We start from the raw sequence: 23,355 nt of genomic DNA, 5'->3' as shown, positions 1-23,355 counted from the left end.
TCAAACGCTACGTCTGCCGCGAAATTCATCCCATCCTCATCAAGATCCAACAAGGCCACGAAACCCTCCAAAACGCCGCTTGACAACCATAGGAGCATCGAAACCCCCATCGGTTGCTCCGTGACCGCCCTTTTGAGCGCTCAAAAGGGCGCCTACGGAGCAACCGATGGGGGTCGGTTGGCGTCCACGCTCTTGAGGTGCCGGGCGAAGTGATCTTCGATCCGCTGCCAGGCTTCGGGGGAGGACTCCGGGTCAGGGCCGATGCCCATGACCCGCATCAGCGGCCGGAAAACCGCCGGGCCCAGGTCGATTTCGTTGAGGAACGCGTGGCCTGCAGTGGGAAATTCCTTGACGCTGTTTTCGATGCCGAGGTTGTCCAGGGCGGTCTCAAGCTTGCCGGCCGCGCCCTTAAGGGTGAGGTCCCGGCCGCCGAAGTTGGCCACGATGGGGCAGGCGCCGCGGAGGCTTTCCTCGAGATTGCCGGGCAGGCGGCCGTAGTTGACCGAGGCCGCGTCGAAGCCGTCGCGGGCCACCAGCAGCGCGAATCCTCCGCCCATGCAGAACCCGATCACCCCGGTCTTGCCGGTGGACAGCGGCGAAGTGGCCAGCCAGGAGCGGGCGGTGGCGAGGTCGGTGAACGCGCGGCCGCTTCCCCTGAGCATGCTCCGCATGGTGCTGACCAGGCAGCGGCGCGGGCCGCCGTCGCTGAACAGGTCCACCGCCAGCGTCAGGTACCCGGCTCGGGCCATCCGGTCTGCATGCCCGCGAACGAGTTCGTTCAGGCCGAAGGCTTCGTGGATCATCAGGACCGCGGGAAACGGACCTGGTCCGGATGGCGTGGCGAGATATCCGCCGAGCGAAGGCGAACCGCCGGCAGCGGCACTCTGGGCACTCAGGTCCACATAAGTCATGGGCCAAGGGTAGCCGCCGCCGTCAAGCCCTCCATCGACTGCTCCGTACGGGCCCTTTGGGGCGTCAAAAGGGCGCCTGGGCCCACGCCGGCAGGGTTCCCTGGCCGAGCTTGCGAGGCGAGGGGGTCGGTGGGGAGCAACGGATGGCGGTCGGCGGACACGAGAACGGCGGCGGATCCCCCATGGGAATCCGCCGCCGCTCGAATATGGGAGGACTAGTTCTTGAAGGTGTCCTTGACGTTTTCGCCGACCTTCTTGGCGTCAGCCTTGACCTGGTCCGCCTGGCCTTCGGCTTTGAGTTTGTCGTTGTCCGTGGCGTTGCCGGTCGCTTCCTTGGCCTTGCCGCCCAGGTGCTCTGCTTCGTTACTGATCTTGTCTCCGAGGCCCATGAGTCTGGCCGCCTTTCGTTTTCAGGGGATCAAACAATGCCGTTTCAGAATAACACAAAGCATGCTTACCATTTCAAGGGGCCTCCGATATCAGCGGCCTGTCGAATGTCAGCGCCCCCGACTAGGCTCGATGCATGGAACACAGCACAAGCCTGACCCAGCACATTCATGCCACGCCGGAAAAGGTCTGGGCGGTCATCTCGGACATCCCGGGTTCCGCCTCCACCCTGTCCGGCATCGACGCCGTGCAGATGCTCAGCGACGGGCCCTATGGCGAGGGGACGCGCTGGAAGGAAACGCGAACCATGATGGGCCGCTCGGAAACGGTGGAGATGTGGGTGGCGCAGGCCGATCCTCCTCGCAGCAACACGGTCAAGGCCCTCCAGGGCGGTGCCGACTACACCTCGCGCTTCAGCCTGGCCGAGCGCGACGGCGGGACGGACCTGACGCTGACCTTCGGCGCCGACGTCGTCAAGCCCACCCTGCTCAGCAAGGTCAGCATGACTCTCTTCGGCAAGCTGGGCATGAGCATGACACGCAAGGCGCTCACGAAGGACCTGGCGGAAATCGCCGCCAAAGCGGAATCGCTCTAGTGGCGGCAAAGCCCCCCAAGGTAACGGCTCCCCGGCTCTCGCCCGTCAGCCTGGAGGATGTCACGGATGATCCGGCCCCGGACTTCCAGCGTGGTGAAAGGTACGACGGCGTCCGGTACAGCCGGGCGGTCGCCGACGGTCTGGAGCTGAGCGGCACGGATTTTGCCGAGTGTGAGTTCCAGGGCGTCTCCTTCAATGACACCCAGCTCCGCGGGGCCACGTTCCGGGACTGCATCCTGTCCGAGCTGTACGCGCCGGTGTTCCGGGCCGCCCGCTCCACGTGGCGGGACGTGCAGCTGAACAATCCCCGGCTGGGCTCCGCTGAGCTGTACGAGACCGGCTGGCAGTCGGTCCGGATCGACGGCGGCAAGCTGGACTTCCTGAATCTGCGCGGGTCCAAGCTGACGGACGTTGTCATCAGCGACTGCATCATCAACGAACTGGACCTCGGTTCCGCCTCCGGGACGCGCGTGGCGCTCAAGAACTGCACCATCGGCACCCTGGATCTCACAGGCTCGCGGCTGAAGGACTTTGATCTTCGCGGCACGGATTTCCGGACCATCAGCGGCCTCGGCAGCCTGGCCGGCGTCGTGATCGACGACTATCAGCTGAGCCTGCTGGCGCCACTCCTGGCTGGGCACCTCGGCGTCCTTGTCCTGTGAGTGTAGTCTTTATAGAACGAACGGTCGGTAAATAGGGCGGTCACTGGACGGCCCCGAAGATTCCGGCTCCCTGGCGTAAAGGATTTGTTCTTATGGTCGAGGCTTTTCTTGTTGGCGGCGTCCGCACTCCCGTGGGCAGGTATGGCGGTGCGTTATCGGCGGTCCGCCCGGATGATCTGGCTGCACTGGTGGTCCGCGAGGCCGTGACCCGTGCCGGGCTGGATCCGGACAGTGTCGAGGAAGTCATCCTGGGCAACGCAAACGGCGCTGGCGAGGAGAACCGCAACGTGGCCCGGATGGCAGTCCTGCTGGCCGGGCTTCCCCTCCACATTCCCGGCATCACGGTCAACCGGCTGTGCGCCTCGGGGCTGAGCGCCATCATCCAGGCCAGCCACATGATTAAGTCCGGCACCGCGGACGTGGTGATCGCCGGCGGCGTAGAGTCCATGAGCCGGGCACCGTGGGCCCAGGAAAAACCCGCAACGGCGTTCGCCAAACCGGGACAAATCTTCGATACGTCCATCGGCTGGCGCTTCGTCAACCCCCTCTTCCAGAAGGGCGGGCTCGCCCGCGACGGCAAGATGACCTACTCCATGCCGGAAACCGCGGAAGAAGTGGCCCGCGTGGACGGCATCACCCGCGAGGACGCCGATGCCTTCGCGGTCCGCTCCCACGAGCGTTCCCTCGCCGCTATTGCCGCAGGGCGCTTCAGGGACGAGATCGTCGCGGTGACGGTCCAATCCCGCAAGGCCGAAACCGTGGTGGACACCGATGAAGGACCGCGTGCCGGCACCACCCTGGAAGTCCTCGCCGGGCTGCGCCCCGTGGTTCGGGGCGGTTCCGTGGTCACGGCCGGGAACTCGTCCACGCTGAACGACGGCGCTTCGGCCATCATCGTTGCGTCCGAGGCCGCCATCGCACGGCTGGGCCTGACGCCGCGGGCCCGGATCGTCGACGGCGCCTCCGCCGGCTGCGAACCCGAAATCATGGGCATCGGCCCGGTCCCGGCGACGCAGAAAGTGCTCGCACGGAGCGGGCTCAGCGTGGGTGACCTGGGCGCCGTCGAGCTTAACGAAGCGTTCGCCACGCAGTCGCTCGCGAGCATGCGCCGGCTCGGGCTGGACCCGGACACGGTGAATAACGACGGCGGCGCCATAAGTCTGGGGCATCCGCTCGGTTCCAGCGGATCACGGATTGCCATCACCCTGCTGGGCCGGATGGAACGCGAGGACGCCAAAATCGGCCTGGCTACGATGTGCGTCGGCGTGGGCCAGGGCACCGCGATGCTGCTGGAGCGCATCTGATGCCCGCCCCGGAAAGCGCGAACGGACACTTGAGCCCCTCTCCAGACAGCGCGAACGGACACTTGAGCACCCGCGACTTCCGCACGCTCCTGGTCGAGGAGCGCGAGGACCGCGTGGTGGTCCTCCTCAACCGCCCGGAAGTCCGGAATGCCATCGACCAGCAGATGGTGGACGAACTGCACGTGGTCTGCGCTGCGCTGGAGCAGAATCCCAAAGTCCTGATCATCTCAGGGGTCGACGGCGTCTTTGCCTCGGGTGCGGACATCGCCCAGCTGCGCGAGCGGCGCCGCGATGATGCCTTGCAGGGCATTAACTCCACGATCTTCGTGCGGATCGCGAAGCTACCCATGCCGGTCATTGCAGCGCTGGACGGCTACTGCCTGGGCGGCGGCGCCGAGCTCGCCTACGCCGCCGACTTCCGGATCGGAACGCCCAGCGTGCGGATCGGCAACCCCGAAACAGGGCTGGGGATCCTCGCTGCGGCCGGGGCCAGCTGGCGCCTCAAGGAGCTAGTGGGGGAGCCGGTGGCCAAGCAGATCCTGCTCGCGGGCCTGGTGCTCCGGGCCGAGGGGGCCCTGGCTGCCAGCCTCATCACCGAAATCCACGAGGCACCGGACCTGATGGATGCCGCGCACAACCTGGCGGACCGGATCGGCCGCCAGGACCCGCTGGCCGTGCGGATTACCAAGTCGGTTTTCCACGCCCCGGCCGAAGCCCACCCTCTGATTGACCAGCTGGCACAGGGGATCCTTTTTGAATCCCAGGCCAAGTTTGACCGCATGCAGTTGTTTCTCGACAAGAAATCAGAGAAGAAGAAACCATGACGAACCCGAACCTTCCCTCCACAGTCGGCGTCCTCGGGGGCGGCCGCATGGGCGCGGGAATCGCCCACGCCTTCCTCATCAACGGGGCCGACGTCCTGGTGGTGGAACGCGATGAAGCGTCCGCCGAAGCCGCTCGGGAACGCGTGGAATCCGCCGCCGCCAAGAGCATCGAACGCGGAGCCACCGACGCCAACCTTGATGAGATGGTGTCGCGGCTCGCTGTCACGGTGGATTATGACGACTTCAAGGACCGCCAGCTGGTGGTCGAGGCCGTCCCCGAAGAGTGGGGCCTGAAGGTCACCTCGCTCCGCGGCATCGAGGAGCGCCTGGCCGATGACGCCTACCTGGCCTCCAACACGTCGTCCCTGTCCGTCAACGGACTGGCCCGCGAACTCAAGCGGCCGCAGAACTTCCTCGGCCTGCACTTCTTCAACCCCGTCCCCGCCTCCACCCTCATCGAAGTGGTGCTCGGCGAGCAGACGTCCCCGGACCTGGCTGAGGCGGCGAAACGGTGGGTCGAGGCACTCGGCAAGACCGCCGTCGTCGTCCATGACGCACCGGGCTTTGCCTCGTCACGGCTGGGCGTGGCCATCGCGCTGGAGGCGATGCGCATGGTGGAGGAGGGGGTGGCGTCCCCGGCCGACATCGACGCCGCCATGGTCCTCGGCTACAAGCACCCCACCGGCCCGCTGAGAACCACGGACATTGTGGGCCTGGACGTGCGGTTGGGCATCGCCGAGTACCTGCATTCCACGCTGGGGGAGCGGTTCGCGCCGCCGCAGATCCTCAAGGATAAAGTGGCCCGCGGAGAGCTTGGGCGGAAGACCGGCAAGGGATTCTTCGACTGGGCTGAGTAGGATTTCCGGGTGACCCTCTTTGAACCCATCACCCTGACCGGCCGGCACGTGATTCTTGAGCCGCTGAAGCGCGATCACCATGACGGCCTGGTGGCGGCCGCACAGGATGGCGAGCTGTGGAAGCTCTGGTACACGTCTGTCCCGGCGCCGGACGGGATGGCGGCGGAGATCGACGGCAGGCTGGCGATGCAGGAGCAGGGGTCCATGCTGCCGTTCACCACTCGGCTGATCGATCCTGCCACCGGCGGCCCTGGCCGGATCATCGGCATGACCACTTACTGCAATATCGACGCTGGCACGCCCCGTGTGGAGGTCGGTTACACGTGGAACGCCGTGTCGGTCCACGGCACCGGCACCAACCCTGACTCCAAGCTGCTGCTGTTGCGGCACGCGTTCGAAACCCTGGGCTGCGTGGCTGTGGAGTTTTGTACGCACTGGCTGAACCACCAGTCCAGGGAGGCCATCGCGAGGCTCGGTGCGAAGCAGGACGGCGTGCTGCGCAGCCACCGCCGGACCAGCGACGGCGTCCTGCGTGACACCGTGGTGTTCTCTATCCTGGAGCACGAGTGGCCGATGGTACGGAACGGGCTGGAGCACAGACTCGCCAAGCACGCGTGACGGGTGCTTGGCGAGCGGGGCGTGGTTACTGCCCGGTCAGCTTGCCGACCAGTGATGCATAGTAGCCGTGCCGATAGCCCTCTCCGTTGGGGTGGAAGTTGGCGGGAGCCAGGATGTTGGCGGCATTGAAGTTGATCCAAGGCTCGGCTGAGCCAATGCCATGGCCTGCGAAGGCCGTTGCCACATCGACGTATTCGGCGCCACTTCTCATGGCGCTCAAGCGGATTACATCGTTCAGCCCAGCAGTCAGTTGATTGACCACGCCTGCTCGGGGATCCGGAAACGCAGGATCAAACAGCATCGGATAGCCGGTAAACACAATTCGTGCGTCAGAGGCCTGGGCACGGACCGCTTGGCTAAGGCCAGCCAAGCCTTGCACGAGTGCGTTTGAGCTGGGGTTCACAATTGCGTCCCGAAGCACTGCTTCCCGAACTGCAGCAGCTCCCGGACATGCATCCGGAACTGCGAAGCAGGTGGCCAACAAGCCCGTTGCGTCGAGGTCATTGCCGCCGACCGTAATGGTGACTACTTCGGCGCCGGCGACGCTGGCTGGCAGATTGCTGGCAACTGCCCCAATCGTGTACCCGGAGCAGGCTGCATTCGCGGTCAGCTGTACACCCTTCAAGTTGTCCGCAATGACCGGATACCCCTTTCGGCTCACAAAACACGTCCGGTCCGTATACGGTGCCGCGCCTTGCCCGGCGGCGTAGGAATCACCCAGCGCCACATAGTCGGTTTGGGGCGGCGCCGCCGCTTCGGCCGGAATGGCCGTGAAGCCCAAGGCCATTGCCATGGTGGCGAGGCCTGCTGCAAAAGCCGAGCGTCGCCGTCGTACTGCTGAAGCTGTCATCGAACAGTCAACCTACGCCTCAAGCACAGGCCCGTCACCGGCCTGGAGTACTCGACTTCCCGCGAGGTTACCTGCCCCACTACGCCCCCATCGCGTGCGGGCAGTGGCGGCTGTGTGGTTAGCTGTCCGGGTGGAGACGACAGAGGGAGCCGTGAGCTGGGACGGAGCCGTGAATGCCTGGCACGTTGCCGGCCGCGTTTACCGGATGGGCCGCCGCGAATGGCTCACCGAGGCAGGTTGGCGGCAGGCGCACGACGACGGCGTCCGCACCGTGGTAGATCTCCGTCACTCCCGTGAATCGCGGCGCCGGGACACCGACCCTGCCGTGGCCGAAGCGGCCTGGTCCGGCGTCAGGATCGTCTCGGCACCCACGGAAGAACCCGACGATCCGCGGTTCACCGCCGTCTGCGGGCCGTACCTCAACGATCCTGCCCATTATCTGCACAACGTCCTGCTCTACCCGAAGAAGTTCGTGGACGTATTCCGCGCTGTCGGTGCAGCCACGGGCGCCGTCCTCGTCCATTGCGCTGCGGGCCGGGACCGGAGCGGCATGGTCGCGGCAATGCTGCAGGACCTCGCCGGCGACCCGGACCAGCTCATTGCGGACGGCTACGCCAAAGCCGCCCGAGGCATCAACGAACGCTTCCGGACGCACGGCCCGCCCCATGCTGGCGAACGCTACATCGACGACGCTGAACTGACACCCCTGCTGGAGCGGCGCGGCCGGGCCGTGGTGGAGTTTGTCCGGGAGCTGGACACACGCACCTTCCTGCTGCGCAACGGCCTGTCCGAGGTCGAACTAGAGGCGGTCTCAAGCCTGCTCGGCAGCCGGGTGGCGCCATGAATTCCATGAAGTATGTGGCGGCGTCGCTCGCGGTGGCGGGAGTGGTGATGCTTGTGGCCGGGCCGTTCTGGGCCGTCCTCGCTTCAGATTTCGGGACTATGGAGGAGAACTTCGGGCTCGGCGACGGGACCGTCGACGGCGAGTGGCTCCCGGGCCAGATCTTCCTCATGGTGGGCGGGGCAGTTTTGTGCCTGGCCGCGGTTGTCGCCGCGTATATGGCACGGCGGAGCGATACAGATGAATAGAACGAAAGCGACGGCACACAGTTTGAAACGCGTATTTGCAGCAGCAGCGGCTGCCGGAGTGGCACTTTCCGTGGGGCTCGGGGCCGTGCCGGCCTGGGCGACTGAACAGCCGGCCGTTGAGCCGCCTGCGGTTTCGGAAAGCCCGACGGCGGGTGGTTCCGGGGTTGGTGCCGCTCACCTCAGCGGTGCCGGAGTTTTGGATTCTGGAGATCCGGCGGGAGGCGTTCTGGCAGGGGGCCCCTCCGCCGCAGGCCTCTCCGAAGCGGTCCGTCGGGATCTCGGCATGAGCTTGGCGGAATTCAATGCGGCCGGGGAGCTTGGCCGGCGGGCAGCTGACGCTGCGGATTCCTTGCGTGCGCTCCCTGGCTATGTTGGCATCCGCCTGCAGGCTGGCGAAATCATGGTTGAAGGGGCAGGCTCCGCCCTGCAGGCCAGGGTGGATGAGTTGAACCAGCCCGGCCCCGTCGACTTCGTGTTGGTGTCCCCTCCAACTCCAGTTGCGGCAACGCCGGTTCCCGAAACGGCGGCTGCCACGCCTCCTGTACCCACCGCAGTCCCGTCGGTTCCCGCTGTAGTGGAGCCCGAGTTGGTCGCGGGGAACATTGATCAGCTGTTCCAGGCCTATGTTCGTGACGTGGGAACCAAAGGGCTCCAGGCAGTCGCCTACACGGACGGGCACTTTGTTATCCGTACAGGTTCCGTCAACACCCCGGAATCAGAGGTCTCGGCAACCCAGGACAGCCAGCCCGCCGCGGAGGCGTCCGCACCGGGGTCCGCCGATCCCGGCAAGTTGACCCCCGCGCAGTTCGTGGCGCGCTACGCCAATGTTCAGCTGGAAAAAGGCGCCGCCGTCAAAACCGAGGACGACATCTTCGGCGGACAGGGATACTTCGCTGACAACCTGGCCATCTGCTCGGCGGGCTTTGGCGCGTTCAGCCCCACCGGGCTGCCGCTGGTCCTGACCGCCGGACACTGCACGGAAGACGGCCTAGCCAAGGCTGCCGGCATCGAGCCGCTGACCTCTGCGCCGGCTGGCGGGTCCACTACTCCGCTGACGCGACCGCTCGCCTCGCTCGGCAGTTTCGGGTTCAGCCAGTTCGGTGGCCCAAACAACTCGACAGCAACAGCGGACGGATCCAGTGTCGGGACCGATATCGCTGTCATCCAGGCCATCACGCCCGGGCTCAACCTTCAGCCGGCCGCCACCACGTGGGGCAACCCCAGGACCCCGGATCCGGTCAAGATCATCGGAACGACGGCGCCGTTCCAGGGCCAGGAGGTGTGCCGGTCCGGGCGCACCACGGGGTGGAAGTGCGGCACCGTTGATGCAGTCGGCATCTGGATGATGCCGGGACGGAACAACGTCTACCTGCAGGACGGCACAGGCACCGACCTCCGCGCCGTCCGCGCCTTCGATTCGTCGTCTGTAAAGTCAGCCGGCGGCGACTCCGGCGGCCCATGGATAAGCGGCAACTTTGCTGTAGGCACCCATACCGGAGCCGAGATGCTGAACGGGACGCAGACCCTGGCCATTGCCGCCACCCTCGAGGACTCCATGGCCACGATCCCTGGGGGAGTGCAGCTTCAACTGTTCCTCAACAAGCCCGAACTCGTTGCAGCCGCGAACCTGACATTCGCTGCCGGGACCAGCGTCACTGGGCGTGTTCCCGCTGCCCCGGCCTCTTCCGTGGCCGCTAATTCGAAGGTCCGCGTTACGCTGGCTGGCCAGCAGTCACTCGAAGTGCCTGTGGACGCCGCAGGCAACTGGTCCTTCACCGCGCCGTTTCCAGTGGGCCCTTTGACCTTCTCAGCGGAAACTATCAACGGTTTCAGCCGCTCGGGTGCCGTGTCATTGACAGTCGTCGTGGCTCCGTCGCCCCTTTCCACCCCGACAATCACGACGCCGGCGGCCGCACCGTTGCCGGCGTTGACGAGCCTTACTGGTACGGGAGCGCCCGGAGCCACTGTGACACTGTCCGGCGACGTCGCGGGCGCGGGAACCGTCGACCTGGACGGCAACTGGTCGGTTCCCCTGATAGGCCGGCCAGTCTTCGGGACGGTGAAAGCGACGGCTGTGATGTCGTCCCCGGGGATAACCGACAGCCCTGCGACCACTGCAACCTTTACGGTAACCCCGCCGGCTCCAATCATTTCCAGCATCTCTAACGGGCTACACCTACAGCAAGACACTCTGCCGGAAAGCATTTCAGGAAGCGGCGTTAACGGCGCAGAGGTGACGGTGTCCATTGATGGCATTCCCCTGTCCGGTGCAACAGCGGGGGGCGAAACCGGGTCGAGGTCTGTGGCTCGTACCGTAACTCCGCTGTTGCTGGTAGTTGACGGAGCATGGAGCGTGCCGTTCCCGGCCGGCTTGGCCCTTGGTACACATACGTTGTCTGTGACGGAGGCTGTTGATGGGATCGCTTCTGTCCCGGCCGTTGCGACGTTTGTCATTGACGCCCCGGCTCCGGCCGAACCAGCGCAATCCGCACCTCCGGCTCAGGTACCAGCCGCGACCGGTGAGCCAGCGACGTCAGGCAACAGCGCCGCCGTCGTACGTCCGCTGGGTGACAGCCGGGCCGCTAACCTGGCCAACACCGGCGCCTCCGGGCTGATTCTGTTCGCCGGCCTGGCGGCTGGTGCGATCGCCGTCGGCGGTGTGTTCCTGGTGTTGGCGAAGCGGCGGCGGAAGCGGCAGCGCCCCACCTCAAGTTGATCTATCACTTAACGTCGTCATCAGCGTGGAATGGCGACGTTAAGTGATAGAGCAACCAGAGAGTGGGGAGGGCTACTTCTTCGGCTTCATCAGCAGGTTGGTGATGCGCAGGGTGCAGAGGCGCTGGCCGGCGTCGTTGGTGATCAGGACCTCGTGCGTGGTCAGCGTGCCGCCGAGGTAGATGGGCGTGGCGGTGATGGTGATCTGACCCTCGCGCGCGGAGCGGTGGTGCGTCGCGGAGACGTCCACGCCCACGGCAGTTTTCCCCAACGTGCTGGCGTGGATCACGGCCGCCCAGGAGCCCACAGCCTCGCCCACCGCCAGGGACGCGCCGCCATGCAGCAACCCGAAGGACTGCCTGTTCCCCTCCACAGGCATCGTCGCCACCACGCGCTCGACCGATTCCTCCAGGATTTTCACGCCCATCTTCTCGTCGAGCTCGCCGAGGACGATCTTCCACGGAGTGGCGCCCGGCGTGGCGCCCGTGGTGGTGTCCGGCTCAGCGGCGTCGGGGGATAGTGCGGTCATGGGTCTCCTTTTGGCGAGGCTGAACTTCCAGTGTGCGGCACGGCACAGTCATGTACTGTAGACATATTACCGAACGGACGGTCAGTAAAGCCCTGGCCGCGTTTTGTCCCCGCCTTGGAAGGACCCGTCAACGATGACCACCACTGCAGAAACCACAGTCGACACCGTCCAGACCGTTCCCAGTTTTGTGCAGGATTCCTGGTGGACTCCCGACGCCGGTTCGGCAGCGTCCGCTGTCCTCGTGCGGGATGCGAGCACCGGAGAAGTCCTGGCCAAGGTGAGCACCGACGGCCTGGACCTTGCCGCCGTCGTGGATTACGGCCGCACCACGGGACAGACGGAACTGGGCAAGCTGACCTTCCACCAGCGCGCGCTCAAGCTCAAGGAGCTGGCGCAGTACCTGAACGCCCGGCGCGAGCACTTTTATACTTTTTCGGCCCAGACCGGTGCCACCAAGATCGACTCGATGATTGACATCGACGGCGGCATCGGCGTCCTCTTCACGTTCGGCTCCAAGGGCCGGCGCGAGCTGCCCAATTCGCAGGTAGTGGTGGACGGTCCCATGGAGGTGCTGTCCAAGGACGGTTCGTTCGTGGCCGAGCACATCTACACGCGCATCCCCGGCGTCGCCGTGCAGATCAACGCGTTCAACTTCCCGGTCTGGGGCATGCTGGAGAAACTCGCGCCAGCATTCATCGCCGGGGTCCCCACCATCGTCAAGCCGGCCACCCCCACCGGGTATGTGGCCGCGGCCGTGGTGAAGGCGATCATCGAATCCAACATCCTGCCGAAGGGCTCGCTGCAGCTGATTTCCGGCTCCGTCCGCGGCCTTCTGGACGTGTTGGACTACCGTGACCTGGTGGCTTTCACCGGCTCCGCGTCCACCGCGCTGTCCCTGAAATCCCACCCCAACGTAGTGCAGGGCGGCGTCCGGTTCACGTCCGAAACGGACTCCCTCAACGCCGCCATCCTGGGGCCCGACGCGGTGGAGGGCACCCCGGAATTCGACGCTTTCATCAAGTCAGTGGTCACCGAAATGACGGTCAAGGCGGGCCAGAAGTGCACGTCCATCCGCCGCGCCATCGTCCCGCAGGAGCTGGTGCCGGCGGTGATCGCCGCGATCGGAAAGCGCGTGGATGAGCGGGTGGTGCTGGGGGATCCCCGCGCCGACGGCGTCACCATGGGCGCTTTGGCTTCGCTCGAGCAGCTCGCGGACGTCCGCGCAGCGGTGCAGTCAATGCTCGACGCCGGCGGTGAGCTCGCGTACGGGACGCTGGATTCGCCGTCGGTCACCTCTGCCGGCGGCGCCACGGGCGTGGTGGGTGCTGGAGCCTTTATGTCGCCGGTGGTGCTGAGCTGGGCCGACGCGGAAGCTGACGCGATCCACTCGCTGGAGGCGTTCGGCCCGGTAGCCTCCGTGATCGGATACAAGGACCTGCCCGACGCCGTCCGCCTCGCCGCCCGGGGCGGCGGCTCCCTCGTGGCATCGGTGTGCACTAACGATCCTGCCGTAGCCCGCGAACTCGTCACCGGGATCGCCGCCCACCACGGCCGTGTCCTGATGCTCAACCGCGAGGACGCCCGCAGCTCCACCGGCCACGGTTCGCCGGTGCCGCACTTGGTCCACGGCGGGCCGGGCCGCGCCGGCGGCGGTGAGGAGCTGGGCGGCATCCGCTCGGTAATGCACCACATGCAGCGCACCGCCATCCAGGGCTCGCCCAACATGCTCACCGCCGTCACCGGCCTCTGGCACACCGGGGCGGACCGGAACTTTACCGTGGAGACCGAGGGAACGCACCCGTTTCGGAAGTCGCTGGCTTCGTTGCGGATCGGCGACGCCGTCCGGTCCGACCTGCGTCAAGTGTCCCTGGCGGACATCACCGCGTTCGCCAACTCCACCGGCGACATCTTCTATGCCCACACCAACCAGGAAGCGGCCGAAGCCAACCCGTTCTTCCCGGGCATCGTGGCACACGGATACCTGCTGCTGAGCTGGGCCGCCGGGCTGTTCGTGGAACCGGCGCCGGGCCCGGTCCTGGCCAACTACGGCCTGGAGAACCTCCGCTTCATCACGCCTGTGGCTGCCGGGGATTCCATCCGGGTCACCCTGACGGCCAAGAAGATCACGCCGCGCGAAACCGACGAGTACGGCGAGGTGGCCTGGGACGCGCTCCTGACCAACCAGAACGACGAGATCGTGGCCACCTACGACGTCCTCACCCTCGTCGAAAAGTAGCCCCACCCCGGACGCTCTCTCACTTAATGTACGGTTTCCGGCGACGCTCTCGCACTGGTGAGAGAGCGTCGGGGGTTTTCCCGCATTATGTGAGAGAGCGTTTGGATCTTTCCGGGTTGCCGTGGCGTAAAATTTGCACCGTAGGAGGTGGCCAAATGAACCTAGCCCTGAACACAGCCACAACCATCCTGCCCGTCGATGACGCAGCGCGCGCCCGCAGTTTCTACACCGAAAAACTGGGCCTCCCGCACCGCGGAATGACAGACAATGGAAGCGAATTACTCGGTAGCGACGGCGGCCCGATGCTGCAGTTGTTGCCGGTCTCGGACGGGAAGCACTCCGAGCACACCGCCCTTAGTTTTGAGGTGCGAAACATTGAGCGGATCGTGCAGGACATGGAGGCCAGGGGCGTCCGTTTCCAGGATTACGACCTGCCCAACCTGAAGACCGAGAACCACATCTGCACCACGGACTCCGAGAAATGCGCCTGGTTCATGGACACGGAGCACAACATCCTCTGCGTTCACGAGACGTTGGGCATGCAGGCCGAATACCAGCTCTGACCGCCTCAGCAGGTCGCACTCAGCAGGCCGCAGCATTCCCTAGTGCTGCGCGTGGAGCCCGTCGAACGCGATGGTGATGACGTCGTCGGCCAGTTTTTCCGGCGTGAGGGAGCCGCCCGGTTTGTACCATTCCACGATTGAGTTGATGGTGCCGAACAGCAGGCGCGTGACGGTGCGCGGATCGATGTCCTGGCGCAGCGAGCCTTCGTCGCGGGCTGCGGAAATCAGGGCGGCCACCTCGTGATCAAACGCGCGACGGCGTTCCAGGGCGTCGCGCTCAATGTCAGTGTTGCCCCGCAACCGTAGGAGCAGCGTGACAAACGGCAGCCGCTCCACCAGGACGGCCACGGTCTGACGCAGGACAAATTCCAGCCGTGCGTCCGCGGCGCCGCTTTGCGCCCCGGGCTGTTCGAGGATTGATTCCAGGCCACCGAGCGCATGGTCCAGGGCGAGCCTCAGGAGGTCTCCCTTGGACGGCACGTGGTGGTAGATGGCCGATTTCGAGATGCCCAGGTTCTCGGCCAGGATGCCCATGGACGTGGCGTCATAGCCGTGCCGGTTGAAGACGTCGACGGCGATGAGCAGCACCGACTGCTGGTCGTAACCGGGACGGCCGCGCTTGCTGGGGGCTGCTGTAGTGGGCATACCGGCTATTTTCCCACGAACGTTCGGTAATCCCTGTAGCGGCGCAGCCCGGGCCTCAAGTGTCCGTTCGCGCTATGCCTTGGGGCGCAGGTCGTAGATCCGGCGCAGCTTGCCGTTTGACCGCTCCAGTGAACCCGGCTCCACCACGTCAACGGCGCACGAAGAACCGACGTGGATCTTGATCTGCTCCTGCAGGGTGCGCGCCGCCGTCGTACCCTGCTCAACTGTCACCGCGTCCCGGCGTTCGATCTTGACCGTCAGCTGGTCCATCCGCTGGCCTTCGGGGCGGGTGAGTTCGAGCTGGAAGTGCGGGCTGAGCTCGGGGATGCGCAGCGCAATTTCCTCGATCTGGGACGGGAACAGGTTCACGCCGCGGAGGATGATCATGTCGTCGCTGCGGCCGGTGATGCGGCCCATCCTGCGGTGTGCGGGGCGGGCGGTGCCGGGCAGGAGGCGGGTGAGGTCCTTGGTGCGGTAGCGGATGATCGGCAACGCTTCCTTGGTGAGCGACGTGAACACGAGCTCGCCGTGTTCGCCGTCGCGCAGGACGTTTTCCTTGCCCACGACAGGGTTGAAGGCGTCGATGATTTCGGGGCGGAAGTGGTCCTCCCAGATGTGGCTGCCGTCCTGGGTTTCCACGGCCTCGCCGGCGACGCCCGGGCCCATCACTTCGGACAGGCCGTAGATGTCGCAGGCCTTGATGTTCATGGTGCCTTCGAGTTCGTGCCGCATCTCCTGCGTCCACGGTTCGGCGCCCAGGACTGCGTACTTGAGCGAGGTCGACGTCGGGTCGATACCCATGTGGGCCATGGCGTCGGCGATGGTGAGCAGGTACGTGGGCGTGGCCAGGATGGCGTCCGGCTGGAAGTCCTGGATGAGCTGGATCTGGCGTTCGGTCTGCCCGCCGGACATCGGGATGACGGTGCAGCCCAGTGCTTCAGCGCCGGCGTGCGCGCCCAGGCCGCCGGTGAACAGGCCGTAACCGTAGGCGTTGTGGACCTTCATGCCGGGCCGGACGCCTGACGCGCGGAGGCAGCGCGCCACCAGTTTGGCCCAGTCGGCCAGGTCCTGCTTGGTGTACCCGACGACGGTGGGCCGGCCTGTGGTGCCCGAACTTGCGTGCACGCGGGCTACTTCGCTCTGCGGCACGGCGAACATGCCGAACGGGTACTCGGCGCGCAGGTCTTCCTTGGTGGTGAAGGGGAAGTTGCCGAGGTCGCTGAGTTCGCGGAGGTCGGCGGGGTGGATGCCGGCGTCGTCGAATTTGCGTTTGTAGAGCGGCACGCGGTCGTAGGCGTAGGCCACGGTGTGCTGCAGGCGGGTGAGCTGGAGGGCCTCGACCTCGTCGCGGGAGATGGTTTCCTCGCGGTCCAGAATGGGATCTGTGCCCTGGGACGTGGACTGCGGCATGGGGGTTTCGGGGGCGTGGAGGGTCATGGTTTCCTACTTCTTGGGAATGGTGCGGCTGCGTCCGCGGAACTCGGCGATGAGTTCCCCAGGGTTGCCGGAGCTGGGTAACGAATCGGCCTGCGCACCGGGCTGCGTATCGGCATCGGCCGCGAAAATCTGGATGTCGTACAGCCCGCTGCGCCCTGAGCTGGATCGGCGGTCCGCGACGGCGGTGATCACCTGGCCGCGGTAGGCGGGCTTCAGGAAATTGATGTCGACGCCGGCGGCAACTGTGATGCTGTCGGCCTCTTCGGGGGTGGGATTGACCGGATTGCAGGCAAGGGCGAACGCGGAATCGGCGAAGGCGAAGATCATTCCGCCGTGGGCCATACCGAACCCGTTGAGCATTTCCTGCCGGAGCGTCATGCGGATGGTGGCGTGCCCGTCGCTGACGGCGAGGACTTCGATGCCCATCCATTCGGAGGCGTAGTCGTTTTCCAGGATGGGGTGGGTGGCCCCGGAGAGTGCTGCTTCAGCCATGCGTCATTGCCTCCAGCTTTATTTACCGAATGTTCATTAGGTAATCCCAGATGCGGGTCCGGTGTCAAGGGCAGACCGGTCTGTGGGTACCCCTGATCGGTGGGACCCCCGGCACGGAAGTGCAAGGATGGAGGGACCGGCACCACGCACAGCAAAGGGCGGACCATGGCCAAAGGCATCTACGTCAGCGCGACCACCCCGGGGTCGGGCAAATCGCTCGTGGCCCTGGGCCTGGCGGACACGCTCCACCGGCACGCGGACCGGATCGGCTTCTTTAAACCGGTGGTCCACGGCCCTGATGCCGCCAGCGACCCCATGGTGGCGCTGATGAAATCACGCTTCGCGCTCGACGACGACCGTTGCCGTGGCGGCCTGACGTCCACCGAAGTGCGTGCCCTCCTGGCAGAGGGAAAACGCGCCGACATCGATGCGCGCTGCGTGGAGATCTTCGCCGAGATCGCCAGGCATTGCGACGTGGTGATCGTGGAGGGGACGGACCTCACCGGCCAGGACGCCGCCGTCGAATTTGACCTCAACGCCCGGCTGGCCAACAACCTGGCCGCGCCGGTGGTTGCCGTGGTGGGCGCAAAGGGGCTCAGCGTCGCCGAGGCCGCGGCCGCCGTCGAGGTTGCCCGCAAGGAACTGGTGGCGGAAAAGTGCACGCTGCTGGCCATCATGGTGAACCGCGCGGACCCGGACTTAGTGGAGGAGATCGCGGCCGCCGTGAAGCCCGGCGCATCCAACCGGCCGGTGTATGTCCTGCCGGAGCTGGAGGAGATCGCCCGGCCCACCACCGGCGAGGTTGCTGCGGCGCTGGGTGTGCGGCAGATCGCCGGCCTTGCGGACATGGAACGCGACGTCCGTGACATCAAGGTGGCGGCCATGAATGTGGGCAACTTCCTGAACGTGCTGGACGAGGGTGCCCTGGTGATCGTTCCCGGCGACCGCGCGGACGTGATGGTGGCCTGCCTGGCGTCGTCGTTCTCGCCGGAATTCCCCGTGCCGTCGGCGCTGATCCTGACCGGTGGGCTGGCCCCGGACGCCAACATCTACCCGCTCCTGGCGCAAGCGCCGTTCCCGGTGTTTGCCGCCAGCCAGGACACCTACACCACGGCCAAGCGGGTCTCCGAGGTCCGCAGCGAGATCTGGTCCGGGCACCGCCGCAAGGTGGCCTCGGCCCTGGGCCTGTGGTCAAAGCGCGTGGACGAGGCCGAACTGGTGGAGCGCCTCCACCTGCCGCGCCCGGAACGGATGACCCCGCTGCGCTTCCTGCACGACCTGATCGAACGGGCCAGGGGTCAGCGCCGCCACGTGGTGCTGCCGGAGGGAACGGACGTCCGGATCCTGCTGGCCGCCGAAATCCTGCACCGCCGCGACGTTTGCGATCTCACCCTGCTGGGACCGGATTCGCAGGTCCGGGAGCTGGCAGCGGCCAACGGCGTCGACCTCGCGGGGATCAACATCGTGGACCCGGCCACCTCGGAACTGCGGCAGGGGTTCGCGGAGAAGTACGCCGAACTTCGCGCCCACAAGGGCGTGGACCTGCCCAAGGCCCTGGAAATCATGCAGGACGGCAGCTACTTCGGCACCATGATGGTCCAGCTCGGAGTGGTGGACGGCATGGTGTCCGGCGCCGCGCACACCACCGCGCACACCATCCGCCCGGCGCTCGAGTTCGTCAAAACGCGCGACGGCGTGAAGATCGTGTCCTCGGTGTTCCTGATGCTTATGCCGGACCGGGTGCTGGTCTATGGCGACTGCGCCGTGAACCCCGATCCCAACGTGGAGCAGCTCGCGGACATCGCCCTCGCCTCGGCCGAAACCGCCGCGCAGTTCGGGGTGGAGCCGCGCGTGGCCATGCTGTCCTACTCCACCGGCGGCTCGGGTTCCGGCGAGGCCGTGGACGAAGTCCGGCAGGCCACCGAACTGGTGCGTGAACGCCGCCCGGATCTCGCCGTCGAAGGCCCCATCCAGTACGACGCCGCCGTGGACGCCTCCATCGCGGCCTCCAAAATGCCGGGCTCGTCGGTGGCAGGGCAGGCGACGGTGTTCATCTTCCCCGACCTGAACACCGGCAACAACACGTACAAGGCGGTGCAGCAGAGCTCGGGCGCGGTCGCCGTCGGGCCCGTCCTGCAGGGCCTGCGCAAGCCGGTCAACGACCTCTCGCGCGGCTGCACCGTGGAGGACATCGTGAACACGGTGGCCATCACGGCCATCCAGGCGCAGGTGCCGGCCTCGTAGTAACGGCGAGTGACCCCGCGTTGAGGTTAGGAGCTTTACAGGCTCAAACGTCCGACGGCGGCACCGGGTTGGGTGCCGCCGTCGCCCATACCGGCTCGCTGGCTTAGCTGTTTTCCGGCTTGGCCATGCTGTCCGGGTCTTCCTCCTTGGCCGGCTCATCGGAGAGTCCTAGGGGCGTGAGGTCCAGGTTTTGCAGATCTTCGGGCGGCTCAGCGGCCTCGCCCACCTCTTCGGCTTTGGGGCTTCCGGTATCGTCCAGGGCCGGGTTGGAACCCTCGACGCCGGTAGGGTCCTTGGCGCCGGGGGCGGGTTCTGCGGTCCCGGGCTCGGTGTTGTCGGGCTGAGTGGTGTCGTTCGGCATGAAAGTCCCTCTCTGCGTAGTGCAACGTGTCCGCCGACTCTAGGCGCCTGCCGCGGCTGACGCAACGGCAGGCGCGGGGTGAGCCGGTCTGCAGCCTCAGCCCTGACGGGCCTTCATCCGAGGATTCTTCTTGTTGATCACAAAGGTGCGGCCCCGGCGTCGGACGATCTGGGCGCCGGGAACCTTCTTCAGGGCGCGGAGGGAATTTCTGACTTTCATGGGCTTGCTCCTTGTATGTATTAATAGCGGTTTTGACGGTTGCGGGTAGGTGCAGTGTGCGGCCGGGGCCGTCAGGACGGAGCGGGGTCGAGCTGGAACGGGTCGGTCAGACCGGCGAACCCGGCCTCCATTTCCGCGTCGGTGAGTTCGCAGGCGGAGAGCAGCTGCGCAATTTCCGCCGGGTCCATGTCCTCTCCGGTCGCGGCCAGCACGCTTCCGCGGTCCCCGTGTTCCGGATGCCAGTCCAGGTGGGCGTCCACATGGTTGAGGGGATCGGGCGCCGCACCGGCCTCCTGGTCTGCCAACCACGGTCCGGTATTTTCGAGCCACACACGCGGCCCGATGCCCTGGATGGCGATCCGGCACTGCGGTGCGGCGGCGATCCACAGGCGGCCCCGCAACCAGCAGCAGCCCTCCGCGAGGGACGCCAGGGCGTGCCGGAACCGCTCAGGGTGCAGCGGACGCTGGGCCCGGTGCGTGACAGTGGTGAACGGTGAGATGGAGGACGACGCCGGGATCCGCACCGAACCGGGGACCGTCCGGCTCAGCGCGTCGTGGTAGTTGTGGCGGCCTGGGCGGATGAGGCGGGCGTTTTCCGCCACGTCAGCGTGAGGGGCCAGTTCCCTGACCAGTTGCACGCCGCGAACACGCAAGGCGGGGTCGGCCGGAAACAGGTCCACCTCCGCCAGCAGGACGGTGTCATTGAACGACAGCTCGCCGATGAGGAATTCACCAGCAGTGCGCTGGTCCTCCGGGACCGGCGTGAACCCGGACTCAAACAGGGTGTGATGGTCCCAAATGTGGTCCTCCAGCGTGTCAGGGGCGCAGGCAAGGACAGCGGAAGCAATCGTTACCGGGAGGGAAAGGCCACGCCGCAGGGCTCCGATCGCGGCCTCCGCGGACACGGCCGGAGGGAGCCCGATGATGGCCTGGGTCTCCCCGCGTTCCAGCAGCCGCTCGATGGTGGGCACGAGGTCCAGCCGCACGGTGCAGCTCAGGCAGCCGTGTTCCAGCTGCGTCTCGGCGCGCTCCACAAGCCCGGACTGGCTGGAGATCCTGCGGATGACCACGCCGTTCTCCAACAGGTCGTGCAGAACCACCACGGCGCCGGGATTGGCCGCGGCCGCGTCTTGGCAGGCTTGCTGGCAGCACAGGGCGTCCAGGGAGCTGATCACAGTGATATGCATGCCGATTACTCTAATGAGAATCATTATCATTTACAAGCCAACGTACCCAGGAGGGCAACTTATAGAGTGGATCCCAAGGAGCGCTGCGCCAGGCTCCGGCACACCCCTCGTCAGCTGTGCCCCGCGGCACCAAGGCTTCAGGAGGCCCCCATGCTTGTGCTCGTCATCAATTCCGGTTCGTCCTCGCTCAAGTACCAGGTCCGTGACGTGGCCGCCGGGATTGTGCTGACCGAAGGGCTGATCGAGAAGATTGGCATGGGCAACGGCGGTGATGGCGACGGCGAAATCGAGGGCCCCCGGGACCATGCGGAGGCGCTGGAACAGGTGGATGCCGCGATCCATGCCGAGCTCGCGGACCTCGAGCTCGCGGCCGTGGGCCACCGGGTGGTGCACGGCGGCGAGCGGTTCGCCGAGCCGGTGCTGATCGACAACGAGATCACCCGCGCCATTGAGCGCCTCAACCCGCTGGCGCCGCTGCACAATCCCGCCAATGTCCTGGGCATCCGAGCCATCAGCAGGAAATGGCCGGACCTGCCGCAGGTGGCCGTGTTCGACACCGCTTTCCACCGCACCCTGCCCGAGCACGCCTGGCGCTACGCCGTCCCGGACGAGCTCTACACGAACCACGGCATCCGCCGCTACGGCTTCCACGGCACCTCGCACGAGTACGTCACGCACCGCGCCGCCGCGCTGCTGGATCTTCCCGTGGACGAGTTCGACGGCGTGATCGCCCACCTGGGGAACGGCGCCTCCGTCACGGCCATCCGCCGCGGTCATTCGGTGGACACGTCCATGGGCTTCACCCCGCTGGAGGGCCTGGTGATGGGCACCCGCTCAGGCGACCTCGATCCGTCCATCCTGGTATTCCTCGGCCGGAACGGGTGGACACCGGAGGACATCGACACCATGCTCAACCGCGAATCGGGGCTGAAGGGGCTCGCCGGGAACAACGACATGCGCTCGGTGGTGGAGGCGTCAGAGGCCGGCGACGCCAAGGCTACGATGGCGCTCGCGGTCACGTCCTACCGGCTGGCCAAGTACATCGGCGGATATCATGTGGCCGTCGGCGGCGCCAAGGCGCTCGTGTTCACGGCGGGGATCGGCGAAAACTCCCACCAGTTCCGCGCGCTGGTGACTGACAGGCTGCATGCGCTGGGCATAGAGCTCGACGCCGGCCTGAACAGTGAGCGGTCCAAGGAACCGCGGGTGATTTCCACGGCTGCGTCCGTCATCCCGGTGTTGGTGGTGCCCACCGACGAGGAACTGGCCATCGCGGAGGCAACTGCAGCCGTCGTCCTCTCATCGGTTGCTCCGTAGCGGCCCTTTTGGGCCCTGAAAACGGCGGTTACGGAGCAATCGACGGTGAAACGGCTTCGAGGTCTTGCCGGATGCCCGGCGCTACCGTCCCCCTTCGATCTTGCGGCTGCGCTGCTCCTGGGCCATCGGACCGTACGGATAGACCCCGATTTGAGGCTGACTGGCCTGCGTTAGCTGGTCGGTTTCGTCCGGGGTGAGCTGCAGGTCTGCCGCGGCAAGGTTGTCCACGAGCTGCTCCGTGGTCCGGGCACCCAGGATCACGGACGTGACCGCCGGCCGGTCGGCCAGCCATGCCAGCGCCACCTGGGAGTGGCTCACGTCGTGGGCAGCGGCGATGTCTTCTACGGCCGCGATAACGGCCCAGGTGCGGGGATTGTCATTGCGAGCCTTCCAGGCCTCCATGCCGCGTTCGGGGTTCTCGCCAAGCCGCGTGGCACCTGAAGGAGGCTGGTCCCGTTTGTACTTGCCCGATAGCCAGCCGCCGCCCAACGGGGACCACGGCAGCAGGCCGATCCCGGCGTCCATGGCTGCCGGGACGATCTCCGCTTCGATCTCGCGTACCAACAGGCTGTACTGGGGCTGCAGGGTCACCGGAGGGTTCCAGCCGTTCGCCCGGGCAACGTGGACCGCCTTGGTCAGCTGCCAGCCGAGGAAATTGGAGAAACCGTAGTAGGCGATCTTGCCGCTGCTGACGGCGTCGTCCAGAAACCGGAGCGTCTCCTCCAGCGGAGTGATGGGGTCCCACGCGTGCAGCTGGTAAAGGTCGATCTGTTCCACGCCCAGTCGGCGGAGGGAACTGTCCAACGCTCGGGTCAGGCGGCGGCGGGAGGTGCCGACGTCGTTTGGGGCCGTTCCCATCGGAAAGCGGCCCTTGGTGGCGAGCACCACGCGGTCCTTGGCTTCCGGCCGCTGGGCCAGCCAGCGGCCGATGATCTCTTCCGAGGCTCCGGCGCTGTAAACGTCCGCGGTGTCGATGAAGTTGCCGCCGGCGTCGAAGTAGCTGTCCAGGATGGCATGGGATGCGTCTTCGGTGGCTTCGGCACCGAAGGTCATGGTTCCCAGCGCATAAGCGGAAACCACGGCGCCGCTGTGGCCCAGGGTTCGGTATTGCATGGTGCTCCTCGGGGGTCAGTTTTCGGTGGGGGTGGTCTTGTTGGAGTGGTAGGTCCGCCACGTGTGTTCAGGCTCGAATCCCAACAGGCGCCGGGCTTTGTCGATCGACAGCATGGTCTCGTGTTCGCCCAGTTCCTTGGTGACGGTGACGTTGGGGAACACCTCCGCGGCGAGGCTGGCGCTGGAACGCGTCATGACAG

At 66.1% G+C, this 23,355-nt stretch carries 24 protein-coding genes and 1 pseudogene; 13 read left to right on the top strand and 12 right to left on the bottom strand.

The features are described 5' to 3' along the window. Positions 1-152: 152 nt before the first annotated feature. Together ACX80M_RS19555 and ACX80M_RS19550 are read right to left on the bottom strand one after the other, a co-directional pair. Positions 153-911 carry a dienelactone hydrolase family protein gene (locus tag ACX80M_RS19555; RefSeq protein WP_104060427.1) on the bottom strand — a complete coding sequence of 253 codons (759 nt, stop codon included), beginning with the start codon at positions 909-911 and terminating at the stop codon, positions 153-155. A gap of 215 nt (positions 912-1,126) precedes the next feature. Continuing rightward, positions 1,127-1,300, bottom strand: coding sequence for a CsbD family protein (locus tag ACX80M_RS19550; protein ID WP_104060426.1), 174 nt, complete (start codon positions 1,298-1,300; stop codon positions 1,127-1,129). Between the two features lie 134 nt (positions 1,301-1,434). On the opposite strand from ACX80M_RS19550, the gene ACX80M_RS19545 reads away from it, so the two are divergent. The 6 genes from ACX80M_RS19545 (at position 1,435) to ACX80M_RS19520 (ending at position 6,158) form a co-directional block, all read left to right on the top strand. Further along, the gene (locus ACX80M_RS19545; protein ID WP_252610599.1) at positions 1,435-1,893 is read left to right on the top strand and encodes an SRPBCC family protein; all 459 of its coding nucleotides are present in this window, start codon (positions 1,435-1,437) and stop codon (positions 1,891-1,893) included. Then, on the top strand, positions 1,893-2,555 hold the full coding sequence (locus tag ACX80M_RS19540; protein ID WP_252610597.1) for a pentapeptide repeat-containing protein: 663 nt from the start codon (positions 1,893-1,895) through the stop codon (positions 2,553-2,555). The genes ACX80M_RS19545 and ACX80M_RS19540 overlap by 1 nt, the downstream gene beginning before the upstream one ends. 92 nt (positions 2,556-2,647) lie before the next feature. Next, positions 2,648-3,859, top strand: coding sequence for a thiolase family protein (locus ACX80M_RS19535; RefSeq protein ID WP_459310224.1), 1,212 nt, complete (start codon positions 2,648-2,650; stop codon positions 3,857-3,859). Next, positions 3,859-4,683, top strand: coding sequence for an enoyl-CoA hydratase/isomerase family protein (locus ACX80M_RS19530; RefSeq protein WP_459310223.1), 825 nt, complete (start codon positions 3,859-3,861; stop codon positions 4,681-4,683). The genes ACX80M_RS19535 and ACX80M_RS19530 overlap by 1 nt, the downstream gene beginning before the upstream one ends. Then, on the top strand, positions 4,680-5,540 hold the full coding sequence (locus ACX80M_RS19525; RefSeq protein ID WP_459310222.1) for a 3-hydroxyacyl-CoA dehydrogenase family protein: 861 nt from the start codon (positions 4,680-4,682) through the stop codon (positions 5,538-5,540). The genes ACX80M_RS19530 and ACX80M_RS19525 overlap by 4 nt, the downstream gene beginning before the upstream one ends. A gap of 9 nt (positions 5,541-5,549) precedes the next feature. Next, positions 5,550-6,158 carry a GNAT family N-acetyltransferase gene (locus ACX80M_RS19520; protein WP_459310221.1) on the top strand — a complete coding sequence of 203 codons (609 nt, stop codon included), beginning with the start codon at positions 5,550-5,552 and terminating at the stop codon, positions 6,156-6,158. A 25-nt stretch (positions 6,159-6,183) separates the two neighbouring features. On the opposite strand, the gene ACX80M_RS19515 is transcribed toward ACX80M_RS19520, so the two are convergent. Continuing rightward, a complete protein-coding gene (locus tag ACX80M_RS19515; protein ID WP_459310220.1) occupies positions 6,184-6,945 on the bottom strand; it encodes an SGNH/GDSL hydrolase family protein in 762 nt (253 codons plus the stop codon). Between the two features lie 214 nt (positions 6,946-7,159). Here ACX80M_RS19515 and ACX80M_RS19510 point away from each other — a divergent pair, with 214 nt between their 5' ends. The 3 genes from ACX80M_RS19510 (at position 7,160) to ACX80M_RS19500 (ending at position 10,813) form a co-directional block, all read left to right on the top strand. Beyond that, positions 7,160-7,852 carry a tyrosine-protein phosphatase gene (locus ACX80M_RS19510; RefSeq protein WP_459310219.1) on the top strand — a complete coding sequence of 231 codons (693 nt, stop codon included), beginning with the start codon at positions 7,160-7,162 and terminating at the stop codon, positions 7,850-7,852. Next, positions 7,849-8,097, top strand: a complete 249-nt coding sequence (locus ACX80M_RS19505; protein WP_459310218.1) for a hypothetical protein — start codon at positions 7,849-7,851, stop codon at positions 8,095-8,097. Before ACX80M_RS19510 ends, ACX80M_RS19505 begins: the two co-directional genes overlap by 4 nt. 283 nt (positions 8,098-8,380) lie before the next feature. Next, positions 8,381-10,813 carry a S1 family peptidase gene (locus ACX80M_RS19500; RefSeq protein WP_459310217.1) on the top strand — a complete coding sequence of 811 codons (2,433 nt, stop codon included), beginning with the start codon at positions 8,381-8,383 and terminating at the stop codon, positions 10,811-10,813. 72 nt (positions 10,814-10,885) lie between these two features. Here the strand turns inward: ACX80M_RS19500 and ACX80M_RS19495 are convergent, their stop codons facing one another. Continuing rightward, entirely contained in the window at positions 10,886-11,239 is a 354-nt protein-coding gene (locus ACX80M_RS19495; RefSeq protein ID WP_240484404.1) for a PaaI family thioesterase, read from the bottom strand. 235 nt (positions 11,240-11,474) lie between these two features. On the opposite strand from ACX80M_RS19495, the gene paaZ reads away from it, so the two are divergent. Beyond that, entirely contained in the window at positions 11,475-13,577 is a 2,103-nt protein-coding gene (gene paaZ / locus ACX80M_RS19490) for a phenylacetic acid degradation bifunctional protein PaaZ (protein WP_459310216.1), read from the top strand. 155 nt (positions 13,578-13,732) lie between these two features. Further along, entirely contained in the window at positions 13,733-14,140 is a 408-nt protein-coding gene (locus tag ACX80M_RS19485; protein WP_248758955.1) for a VOC family protein, read from the top strand. A 39-nt stretch (positions 14,141-14,179) separates the two neighbouring features. Here ACX80M_RS19485 and ACX80M_RS19480 read toward each other — a convergent pair whose 3' ends face one another. The 3 genes from ACX80M_RS19480 to ACX80M_RS19470 all read right to left on the bottom strand — a co-directional run bounded on the left by ACX80M_RS19480 (position 14,180) and on the right by ACX80M_RS19470 (position 16,714). Beyond that, positions 14,180-14,785, bottom strand: coding sequence for a TetR/AcrR family transcriptional regulator (locus tag ACX80M_RS19480; RefSeq protein ID WP_459310215.1), 606 nt, complete (start codon positions 14,783-14,785; stop codon positions 14,180-14,182). Between the two features lie 72 nt (positions 14,786-14,857). Beyond that, positions 14,858-16,222: a phenylacetate--CoA ligase PaaK gene (gene paaK / locus ACX80M_RS19475; RefSeq protein ID WP_459310214.1), complete on the bottom strand. Its 1,365-nt coding sequence runs from the start codon at positions 16,220-16,222 to the stop codon at positions 14,858-14,860. Positions 16,223-16,228: 6 nt separating this feature from the next. Then, a complete protein-coding gene (locus ACX80M_RS19470) occupies positions 16,229-16,714 on the bottom strand; it encodes a hotdog fold thioesterase (protein ID WP_252610576.1) in 486 nt (161 codons plus the stop codon). 165 nt (positions 16,715-16,879) lie between these two features. On the opposite strand from ACX80M_RS19470, the gene pta reads away from it, so the two are divergent. After that, positions 16,880-18,958, top strand: a complete 2,079-nt coding sequence (gene pta, locus ACX80M_RS19465; protein ID WP_252610574.1) for a phosphate acetyltransferase — start codon at positions 16,880-16,882, stop codon at positions 18,956-18,958. 103 nt (positions 18,959-19,061) lie between these two features. Here pta and ACX80M_RS19460 read toward each other — a convergent pair whose 3' ends face one another. From ACX80M_RS19460 to ACX80M_RS19450, 3 genes are all read right to left on the bottom strand, one after another. Continuing rightward, positions 19,062-19,319, bottom strand: a complete 258-nt coding sequence (locus tag ACX80M_RS19460; protein ID WP_252614605.1) for a hypothetical protein — start codon at positions 19,317-19,319, stop codon at positions 19,062-19,064. 96 nt (positions 19,320-19,415) lie between these two features. Then, positions 19,416-19,538, bottom strand: a complete 123-nt coding sequence (gene ykgO / locus ACX80M_RS19455) for a type B 50S ribosomal protein L36 (protein ID WP_058931424.1) — start codon at positions 19,536-19,538, stop codon at positions 19,416-19,418. 71 nt (positions 19,539-19,609) lie between these two features. Further along, positions 19,610-20,725, bottom strand: a complete 1,116-nt coding sequence (locus tag ACX80M_RS19450) for a GTP-binding protein (protein ID WP_459310213.1) — start codon at positions 20,723-20,725, stop codon at positions 19,610-19,612. 150 nt (positions 20,726-20,875) lie between these two features. On the opposite strand from ACX80M_RS19450, the gene ACX80M_RS19445 reads away from it, so the two are divergent. Beyond that, complete coding sequence (locus ACX80M_RS19445; RefSeq protein WP_459310212.1) at positions 20,876-22,042, top strand: acetate kinase; 1,167 nt, start codon at positions 20,876-20,878, stop codon at positions 22,040-22,042. 81 nt (positions 22,043-22,123) lie between these two features. On the opposite strand, the gene ACX80M_RS19440 is transcribed toward ACX80M_RS19445, so the two are convergent. After that, positions 22,124-23,155: an aldo/keto reductase gene (locus ACX80M_RS19440; protein ID WP_252610565.1), complete on the bottom strand. Its 1,032-nt coding sequence runs from the start codon at positions 23,153-23,155 to the stop codon at positions 22,124-22,126. 15 nt (positions 23,156-23,170) lie between these two features. Next, positions 23,171-23,355, bottom strand: a pseudogene (locus ACX80M_RS19435) (NAD(P)-dependent oxidoreductase); the annotation flags it as partial.

Source organism: Pseudarthrobacter sp. MDT1-22 (assembly GCF_054511035.1).
Note: the sequence above shows the minus strand (reverse complement) of the source record. Positions and strands in the feature narration are given on the sequence as shown.

What these genes read in the sequence shown, in the direction of transcription:
- ACX80M_RS19555 (WP_104060427.1), bottom strand. Translation starts at nt 911, where the DNA reads ATGACTTATGTGGACCTGAGTGCCCAGAGTGCCGCTGCCGGCGGTTCG.
- ACX80M_RS19550 (WP_104060426.1), bottom strand. Translation starts at nt 1,300, where the DNA reads ATGGGCCTCGGAGACAAGATCAGTAACGAAGCAGAGCACCTGGGCGGC.
- ACX80M_RS19545 (WP_252610599.1), top strand. Translation starts at nt 1,435, where the DNA reads ATGGAACACAGCACAAGCCTGACCCAGCACATTCATGCCACGCCGGAA.
- ACX80M_RS19535 (WP_459310224.1), top strand. Translation starts at nt 2,648, where the DNA reads ATGGTCGAGGCTTTTCTTGTTGGCGGCGTCCGCACTCCCGTGGGCAGG.
- ACX80M_RS19530 (WP_459310223.1), top strand. Translation starts at nt 3,859, where the DNA reads ATGCCCGCCCCGGAAAGCGCGAACGGACACTTGAGCCCCTCTCCAGAC.
- ACX80M_RS19525 (WP_459310222.1), top strand. Translation starts at nt 4,680, where the DNA reads ATGACGAACCCGAACCTTCCCTCCACAGTCGGCGTCCTCGGGGGCGGC.
- ACX80M_RS19515 (WP_459310220.1), bottom strand. Translation starts at nt 6,945, where the DNA reads ATGGCCTTGGGCTTCACGGCCATTCCGGCCGAAGCGGCGGCGCCGCCC.
- ACX80M_RS19505 (WP_459310218.1), top strand. Translation starts at nt 7,849, where the DNA reads ATGAATTCCATGAAGTATGTGGCGGCGTCGCTCGCGGTGGCGGGAGTG.
- ACX80M_RS19500 (WP_459310217.1), top strand. Translation starts at nt 8,381, where the DNA reads ATGAGCTTGGCGGAATTCAATGCGGCCGGGGAGCTTGGCCGGCGGGCA.
- ACX80M_RS19495 (WP_240484404.1), bottom strand. Translation starts at nt 11,239, where the DNA reads ATGGGCGTGAAAATCCTGGAGGAATCGGTCGAGCGCGTGGTGGCGACG.
- paaZ (WP_459310216.1), top strand. Translation starts at nt 11,475, where the DNA reads ATGACCACCACTGCAGAAACCACAGTCGACACCGTCCAGACCGTTCCC.
- ACX80M_RS19485 (WP_248758955.1), top strand. Translation starts at nt 13,733, where the DNA reads ATGAACCTAGCCCTGAACACAGCCACAACCATCCTGCCCGTCGATGAC.
- ACX80M_RS19480 (WP_459310215.1), bottom strand. Translation starts at nt 14,785, where the DNA reads ATGCCCACTACAGCAGCCCCCAGCAAGCGCGGCCGTCCCGGTTACGAC.
- paaK (WP_459310214.1), bottom strand. Translation starts at nt 16,222, where the DNA reads ATGACCCTCCACGCCCCCGAAACCCCCATGCCGCAGTCCACGTCCCAG.
- ACX80M_RS19470 (WP_252610576.1), bottom strand. Translation starts at nt 16,714, where the DNA reads ATGGCTGAAGCAGCACTCTCCGGGGCCACCCACCCCATCCTGGAAAAC.
- pta (WP_252610574.1), top strand. Translation starts at nt 16,880, where the DNA reads ATGGCCAAAGGCATCTACGTCAGCGCGACCACCCCGGGGTCGGGCAAA.
- ACX80M_RS19460 (WP_252614605.1), bottom strand. Translation starts at nt 19,319, where the DNA reads ATGCCGAACGACACCACTCAGCCCGACAACACCGAGCCCGGGACCGCA.
- ykgO (WP_058931424.1), bottom strand. Translation starts at nt 19,538, where the DNA reads ATGAAAGTCAGAAATTCCCTCCGCGCCCTGAAGAAGGTTCCCGGCGCC.
- ACX80M_RS19450 (WP_459310213.1), bottom strand. Translation starts at nt 20,725, where the DNA reads ATGCATATCACTGTGATCAGCTCCCTGGACGCCCTGTGCTGCCAGCAA.
- ACX80M_RS19445 (WP_459310212.1), top strand. Translation starts at nt 20,876, where the DNA reads ATGCTTGTGCTCGTCATCAATTCCGGTTCGTCCTCGCTCAAGTACCAG.
- ACX80M_RS19440 (WP_252610565.1), bottom strand. Translation starts at nt 23,155, where the DNA reads ATGCAATACCGAACCCTGGGCCACAGCGGCGCCGTGGTTTCCGCTTAT.